An 8,111-nucleotide genomic window follows, 5' to 3' on the forward strand; every position below is an offset into this window, starting at 1 on the left:
GAAGAATGTTTTTGATAAACAACTTGATTCTAATTATTATTATTTCAAATCATTTTTTACATCACGGTTGGTATTTTGGAAGTCACCTACAAAAGGCATCCCGGAAATATAGCCTACTCCACCAGTGCGATCTATTCCTATTTCTTTTTCCATCGCCTTTTTTAATGCAGTTTTATCGACTGCAGTAATATTCTTCCCTTCTAATTCATCCCCTGGATGTTGGAAGTTACTCATAATGTAAGAGAATCCGTTACGGTCATCGGCCGCAAACAAACCAGTTGATTCAGCTCCAGCTGGGACTGATAAAATTCTAGATAGCTCCTTTGTATCTACGTTATAAGCCCAGACAAAGTTATTGGTATGCATTGTGCTGTCTTCACCGATAAATAATGTTCTTAATGATTCAGAATAACTTAGATTATCAGTACTAGCTACTGAATTGACATCAGCAGTGTTTCCATATGCATCTGCTGATGGCATATCCTTACCAACAATTAACCCAGACATTTTAGCAGCGATATACATACTATTAATCTTTTCACCTGTACTATCTTTTTGGTTGTCTGTTAAATCCAATTGATACGTAACACCTGATTTAATTTTTGGAAGTTTGATATCATCTACTGGATCCGTAGCATTTGCAACCATTCCATTGCTTTGATCGGAAAACGCAATGTAAACCTTTTTATCTTTCTCGTTTAAAGTTACACCTTCCATTTTATTAAATTCAGAAGTCGCACCAAGCATTGCTGCATATCGACGTGATTCTAAGAATGCAGCAGCTTTTTCCATGCCAGGCTTCAATTTTAAATATTCAGTTTTACCGTACGAATATTGCTTGATGGCTTTAAAGCCTTCTTTTGGAACATCGGATGTTTCGAACATATCGCTGAACTTGATACCGCTGTCGATGATTTGTTTGATTTCTTTATCGGTCGAATGGCCAAGTTTTATCCATTCTAAGTTACCCGCTCCGCCATTATCAGTACCAGTTTGGTGGAATTTTGCGGCATAAAGCGTACCTGCAGTAAGATCCTTCGCTTTATCGGCTACATACATGAACAACGTTGTATAAGTACCGTCATCACCAAAGAAAGCAGTCCGGTTATCAGGCATCATCTTCATTAATTCATGTGAGAAACGACCAATGCTGTAATGTTTGGAAACAGAAGCTTCCTCTTCTTTGTTGAAACTAATTTCAGGAATAAATCCATAAAAATAAGGGTTCGCCTTTGATTTATCACCGAAATAAAGCTTAGCAAAGCTTTCAACCGAAGATCTTGCTGAAGAGTTTAGATCTTGCTCAAAACTGCGGGCATCCGGCTCATACTCTTCTGAACCTAGATGAGTATTCCATGGCGAAAGGGAACCATTACATGGAATCCAAAGCCCATTTACTCCTGAAAAATCAATTTTCTTCACCGATTTAGGTGTCAATTCACCCGTTTGCTTATCTTGTTGAAGTGTAGATAATGACATGGATGCAGGAACGATACCATATGCTGAATTACCAGCCGCATCGATTGTTTGATATTCATAATGGGTTACCATGAATAGTTTTCCGTCAATTGGCTTCAATAAACTGTTTGAATCCGGGGCATCTGATACATAATATGTAGGTTTGCTTTCAATACTCATATCCATTATTGGGTCACCATTCACATCAATTGGTGTGCCTGCTGGAATCAACTTTCCTTTGTTCATTGCTACGTTGTCTTCAGATTTAAATAGTCTCTTATAAGAAAGTGGAAAATTCTTCACTTCACCACTGCTATATTTCACTTCCATTGATGCGTTCGTATAGGTTTGAACCATTTTATCAATCGTTTTTGGTGCTTCCATTCCAATAAATCTTACAGAATCAATTGTTACATGACCATTTCCTGATACAGCAGCATGTGTCAAAGCTGGAATGGATATGGATAATCCTAGTGCAAGCACAGACACCTTTTTAATAAAATGTTTTTTATTCATTGTTCTCCTCCTGGCAAATTGATTTTCTTCCACAACTCTATTAAATCAAATGAACATTAAACTAGGGTTTCCCTTCTGGTTAAAGATTTGTAAAACTAGTTTAAGTCCTTGTAAAGTTATCGAAGGACAAATTAATCTTTTCACACCATAAGTCGAAACATGTCAAACAACAAAAAGTTAAAAAATATCCATGGAGAAAAAGAGCAATATAATGTTCGAGCACAATCAATCGATATTATTATGATTGTGATAAACGTTGAAACTCACCAACATCTCATGTATTGTCAATTACAAACTAAACATATAGTCTGGATAGTAATAATTAGGCTATCCACTTTTTTCTAAACTCTTTATAATATAAGTCCATTCAAAATAGGTTGGTAAAATTATTTAATAGCTAAACAAATTGAAATTTCTCATTGAACTAACTTAGATTAGTTCAATAAAATTGTGAAAGGACTGTCAAAATTAAGTAAGTCCTTTTTCAGTTATTAAATTCAAGGATTTTACTATTACAGAGCCTTGATAAGAGAAAGACAGTGTGAAAAATTTATTCTTACTTATTTCATTCATCCAAATACGTTTTTTCGTTTTTTTTTAAATGTAGGATCGTAATTTATATTTTTACTATGATCTACTAGCGCTTCGCTTAATCGAAGCAGATTTACAAGGTAGTCATATTTCTCCATGTAATCATCTAGGTATTTTGATATCAAAGTGTTTAATTAATGGTGAAATTCTATGATCTCTTCAACTTCATATTTGTGCAATTCACCCTACCTCATAATAAAGCGTTACTTTTTGATTGCACAGAAATTGCACAGACTTAATAGAAACAATAGAATTAAAAGACTTACAATGAATAAATTTGCAGCGAACGCTTGATTTACTGGACTCTATTGACCTAAAATATTCATAAATACTGAATTATACTCGTACTCTGTAATTGACAGGGTAGGGGTCGCTGGTTCAAGTCCAGTTGGGAACAAACCTAAACCTCTTATATCAAGAGGTTTTTTGTTTTATAACACAACTTTAATTTGAATGAAACAAACCTAATGGGGCAGATGTGGGGCAGAAAATAATTTTTTACTGTTTTTGTTTCATGAATTTGGTTTTGAAAATTTTATTATAAAAATTTTAGTTATTTTTGTCAGTAGTTAACCTATTCATCTTCTTCAACTTTTACGTCCACAAATAAAATTTTATAATTTACTTTAAAATTTACAAAAATAAATATTGATTTTTTTATTGAATAATGTGGTTCCTTTACATATTTTTTACCGTATAAGATGGGAACAATGATAATAAATTTTTGAGATAAATTATAAATTTGTTAAAAAGTATGTATGTCCCCTAGTTTTTCTTTTGATAAATAGAATTTAATTCAAATATCCTAGCCAACTAAGGAAATTAAATTCGATTGGGGATAATTTTGATGACAAATTATAAGATAGATTTAAAGTTAATAAATGGAGATGCTTATTCAGAAATTAATAAGATTGCTAGTAATTCAGTTCATTTAATTTGCACAGATCCGCCATATTTTATATCTAGAAAGACAAACTTTAGTAAAGGAGGTGGTGATCAAAAAAAATTTGGATCCATTTCAATGGAGTTTGGGGAGTGGGATTTAGAAGAAAATAGAATAAATTGGTTTAATCTTTTACAAGAATTTAAGAAAGTACTTGTTCCGGGTGGTACAATGATAATTTTTTATGATATTTTCAAAATGAGTGATATAAGGCTTAACGCTGAAAAATTGAAGTTAAAGCAACCAAGAATTGGAATTTGGGAAAAAACAAATCCTGTCCCAATTAATGCAAAAGTAAATTATTTATCTAATTCCAGAGAGTATTTTATTTCCTATACTAAGGGCAAGAAAAGAACGTTTAATGCCTATTATGATAAGGCTTATTTTGAAGCACCAATTGTAAGTGGAAAAGTTAGATTTCACCCTTGTCAAAAGCCTGTTACTCTACTAGAAATAATTATCTCCACTCATACTAATGAAAGTGAAACAGTTTTAGATTGTTTTATGGGATCCGGATCCACGGGACAAGCTGCTATAAATCTAAAACGTAATTTTATTGGGATTGAATTAGATAGTATATATTTTAACAAAGCTTCCAATGTTTTGAACAAGGCAACAAAAAGTTGAAACTATTTCTTAAAAAATGGTAAGCATTTGAAATATCACAATATAGCAATAAAAAGCTTTTTGTTTTAATAATAATTTAACCTCTCTAAAAAAGTTTAATAAAGAAATAAGCTATACTTTGTCTTATATCTAATGGCTTTGCATAAGTCAATTTGAAGATTTATTGCTATGAGTTGAAAAATACATTTGTATAAATCTTGTAAGCTCCAAACAAAAAGTAATTTTAAGCCAAATGGACCGATTTGTTTTGGTAGATTGATATTTTCCCTTTATAGTAGACATTATAAAAAGCCTATCTCATAAAATGGATTGGCAGTCTACTATTGGGGGATTTTATTTTACCATCAAGGGAATAAAATTTAATCACTAATCAACTGAACTAAAACACAAGGTAGTAAAGCAATAAAAAATAAGTCTAATAACAAATAAGTCATTAAAACTTTTTCTACTTTTCTAATGAAGGCAATATGTTGTGAAATAATTAAATATCTATTTCTAGAATTTTACTTAGACTTTTGTTTATATCCATACCACACCACACCACACGTAACCGAACCGCGGCGTACCTAACCGCACCCAACCATACCAGATTTGACCATATTCTCATCAGCAATAGGTAGGTCAATCCTATTGAACAGTAATCACTGTTTCGATATTTTACTGATATGTGCTCTCAAAATGGTAGTTCTATATTATTAATCCCTTTTTATTATATTATTATCTGCTTAGTCAGAGTTTACCATACCGTACCTTAATAACTTTAGCGTATCAAAAGAATAACTTAAAAACATTTACTTTTTAAACTTATCCCTCCCAGGTATACTTTCTCCAATCAGTCGGGATAATTTCATCTCTCAAAGCACTAGCAATCATTCCTAAATGATTTTTATCATCTCTTAAAACATGGCATCTCCTACATAATGTCCTTAGATTCGTAAAATAGTTATTTGCGAATTTCCCACTTTTAATATGGTCTATATGACATTCATTAAGAGATAAATTTATTCTACATCTAACACATTTTTTTCCATCCCTTTTCCAAATGAGTGGTCTAACGTTATTTACCCAGGTTTCTTTAGATATGTAATATTTGTTGTGAGAACCTATCTTGTGTTTTACTTGTTTTTAAATTAAATTTGATTTCTATAAAAGGAAATAAATAAGTAATAACCTTATATTCTCAAAGGGAATTGAAGTGAAAGGTAGCGAGTTCCCTTTTATAAATTTGAAGAATAATGTGATAATTGTTATGTAAGGCAAATGCCTGTTTCACTTTTTCGGAAAAAAGAATGGGGTAGTTGGGTTGATATTAAACAGAGTGCCCCTACTATTCTAGAGAAAGAATTGAAAAAGGCAAAAAGCAAAGATAAAGTAACCATTTTTATGTCCTCTAGTACAGACCCATATCAACCGATTGAATTTAAAGAAAGATTAACTAGAAGTCTATTAGAAGTTATGCTGCAAAATCAACCTGATTTTTTATTCGTTCAAACTCGGAGTCCGCTTGTAAAAAGAGATATTGATCTATTAAAGCTATTTAAGGAGAAAGTACGAGTGAGTATGACGATTGAAACTGATTTGGATGGAATAAGAAAGTCTTTCTCACCAAATGCACCTCCTATTAATGCACGACTTAAAACGATCGAAGAACTTGTAAAAGCTGGAATTCCAACCCAAGCTACTATCGCTCCAATTCTGCCCAGTAGCGAGGATTTCCCAAAAAAGTTATCGGAAATTGTTCACAGGATCTGTATCGATGATTTTTTCATGGGTGACGGAAGTGGAGGGAAACGAACAGGTCGTCTTGGTATTGTAAAAAAATATACTGAGCTTAATCTAGAAGATTGGTATGGTCCAGATGCCTATCAGATAGTTTATCAACGGTTTAAAAAATATTTTTCAGAGGATCAGCTTTTTATTAGTCAAAAAGGTTTCGAACCATAAACTCAAAATTAAAAAACATCAATTCATAAAAAAAGATAGAAAATTATGGTATTTTTATAGAAGAACGTTTTTTATGAATGGAGAGATAAAAGATGGCAGAAGTAAAAATAATGAAAAGTAGTTCGGATTTTTTGAAAACGTTTCAAACAGTAAGTCAATTACGTCCACATTTAAGAGAAGATGAATTTGTAAACACGATTAACAGATTAATCAACACAAATAATTATCATCTTGTGGCCGTAATCGAAAACGATGAAGTAACAGCTGTTGCTGGTTATCGTATAACAGAATCATTAGCATGGGGAAAATATTTTTATGTTGACGATTTAGTCACAAGTGAAAATCATCGTAAAAAGGGCTATGCACAACTTTTGTGGAACTGGTTAATTAATGAAGCAAAACAAAATAATTGTGAACAATTCCATCTAGATTCAGGGGTACAACGTTACGATGCTCATAGGTTTTATCTTAAAAATAATCTAAATATTACATGTCATCATTTTCAATTGAATTTTTAATTGACTCAACTGATTAAAAATTAGTTAGCAGATCGATACTCAATACATTGAGGCTGTGAAAACAGTCTCTTTTTTGATAATAAATTTAAAAAACTTTACAATTATGGTTACGGACAAAATCTTTTATGATTTATAAGAATTGATTTTAGAAAATAGATTAAAGGAATGATATACTATTTTCAAATAGATACAGGAGGCTTTTAGTAAATGAAAGAAAAGAATTCAAAACGGCTAGCCAATATTTCGCTTATAGTGGCAACTTGTGGTTTCGCTGCAACAATGCCGTTTCAAACTAAATTATTTCAAATCCTTTCTGGTGGATTTGAGGCAGCTTTAGTAGGTGGTCTTGCGGATTGGTTTGCAGTTACTGCAATGTTTCGTCATCCTCTTGGTATACCGATCCCACATACAGCCTTATTGCCTAAAAATAGAAAGAAGATTACAGAGGGGATTTTAAGCACACTTAATAATCAATGGCTAAGTAAGGAAAGTTTAATTGAAAAGGTAGAAGAACGTGATTGGATTAATCAAGGTATTAATGCTTTTGAAAAGATGCTTGAAAATGATGAATCAAGAAATAAAATGGTTCATTCAATCAAGCATTTCGGTGCATCTATTCAGGATGATACAATCAAAGAATTTTTATTAAATACATTTAAACTGACAATTGATTCCATATCATCTCAGAACTTATTAAGTAAAGCTGTCGATACCGTTATTGAAAAAAAATGGGATGCAAAGACATATGAATTTTTAATTAATAAAATCGAAGAAACAGTTAGCCTACCACATATTAAGGAATTAATCGGCAAAGAAGTTATACAGTTTATCGAGCGTAAGTTTTTTATGATTAAAGCTTTTCTACCAATGATTGGGGAAGAGAAGATAACAGAATTTATACATAGCGGATTAATCGATTTACTAACGGAATTAAAACACCCAAATAGTGACAGAAGGAATTTCATTTTATCGTTTATTCGAATGGAAGCTGAAAAAAATAAATCGAATGAAAACATTATTCGCCAATTGGATGAATGGAAAAATAAAGGTTATGAATATATTGTAGATCAAGCAATTAAACTGCTTAGAAATAAAATGAATGATGAAGAATTTATTTTAAATGCTATTGAAAAAATGATCAGTTTCATTAAAAATTCGAATTGGATAGATAATGTTGAACAAAGTTTTAAGAAACTATTAACCAATACAATTGAAAAATATCATCACAAAATTAGTGATTTAGTAAGATACAATATTGAAAAATTATCTACTGAAGAAATAACTGATTTATTGGAAAATAAAATTGGTAAGGATATTACTTGGATTCGTGTAAATGGAGCGGTTTGTGGATTTATTATTGGTTTAGTACTGACAAGCCTAAGATTGATTTTTACATAATACTTCATTCTAAAACGGTATACACGGAAAACAAAATTAAGTGTTATTGATGTTAATATTCACTTTTTTATATTTAATAACGATTTTAAAGTTTTAATTTGTTTCAACAATTTTAA

Annotated in this window: 5 protein-coding genes and 1 pseudogene; 4 read left to right on the top strand and 2 right to left on the bottom strand. The window is 31.4% G+C overall.

The features are described from left to right. Positions 1–39: 39 nt before the first annotated feature. Positions 40–1,974 carry a PhoX family protein gene (locus CN514_RS08760; RefSeq protein ID WP_098232267.1) on the bottom strand — a complete coding sequence of 645 codons (1,935 nt, stop codon included), beginning with the start codon at positions 1,972–1,974 and terminating at the stop codon, positions 40–42. A 1,438-nt stretch (positions 1,975–3,412) separates the two neighbouring features. Between CN514_RS08760 and CN514_RS08765 the strand changes: the two genes are divergently transcribed. Next, complete coding sequence (locus CN514_RS08765; protein WP_098232268.1) at positions 3,413–4,135, top strand: DNA-methyltransferase; 723 nt, start codon at positions 3,413–3,415, stop codon at positions 4,133–4,135. Between the two features lie 804 nt (positions 4,136–4,939). On the opposite strand, the gene CN514_RS08770 is transcribed toward CN514_RS08765, so the two are convergent. After that, complete coding sequence (locus CN514_RS08770; RefSeq protein WP_353652062.1) at positions 4,940–5,242, bottom strand: HNH endonuclease; 303 nt, start codon at positions 5,240–5,242, stop codon at positions 4,940–4,942. Between the two features lie 129 nt (positions 5,243–5,371). Between CN514_RS08770 and CN514_RS08775 the strand changes: the two are divergent. From CN514_RS08775 to CN514_RS08785, 3 genes and pseudogenes are all read left to right on the top strand, one after another. Next, a pseudogene (locus tag CN514_RS08775) lies at positions 5,372–6,079 on the top strand (SPL family radical SAM protein); the annotation flags it as partial. A gap of 92 nt (positions 6,080–6,171) precedes the next feature. Next, positions 6,172–6,597, top strand: coding sequence for a GNAT family N-acetyltransferase (locus CN514_RS08780; RefSeq protein WP_098232269.1), 426 nt, complete (start codon positions 6,172–6,174; stop codon positions 6,595–6,597). Between the two features lie 207 nt (positions 6,598–6,804). After that, positions 6,805–7,995: a DUF445 domain-containing protein gene (locus tag CN514_RS08785; protein ID WP_098232270.1), complete on the top strand. Its 1,191-nt coding sequence runs from the start codon at positions 6,805–6,807 to the stop codon at positions 7,993–7,995. Positions 7,996–8,111: the final 116 nt, after the last annotated feature.

The organism is Bacillus sp. AFS001701, from assembly GCF_002559405.1.
Taxonomy (GTDB): domain Bacteria; phylum Bacillota; class Bacilli; order Bacillales; family Bacillaceae_G; genus Gottfriedia.

Bases quoted from the DNA above. Each gene is read 5' to 3' on its own strand.
- CN514_RS08760 (WP_098232267.1), bottom strand. From the start codon at position 1,974: ATGAATAAAAAACATTTTATTAAAAAGGTGTCTGTGCTTGCACTAGGA.
- CN514_RS08765 (WP_098232268.1), top strand. From the start codon at position 3,413: ATGACAAATTATAAGATAGATTTAAAGTTAATAAATGGAGATGCTTAT.
- CN514_RS08780 (WP_098232269.1), top strand. From the start codon at position 6,172: ATGGCAGAAGTAAAAATAATGAAAAGTAGTTCGGATTTTTTGAAAACG.
- CN514_RS08785 (WP_098232270.1), top strand. From the start codon at position 6,805: ATGAAAGAAAAGAATTCAAAACGGCTAGCCAATATTTCGCTTATAGTG.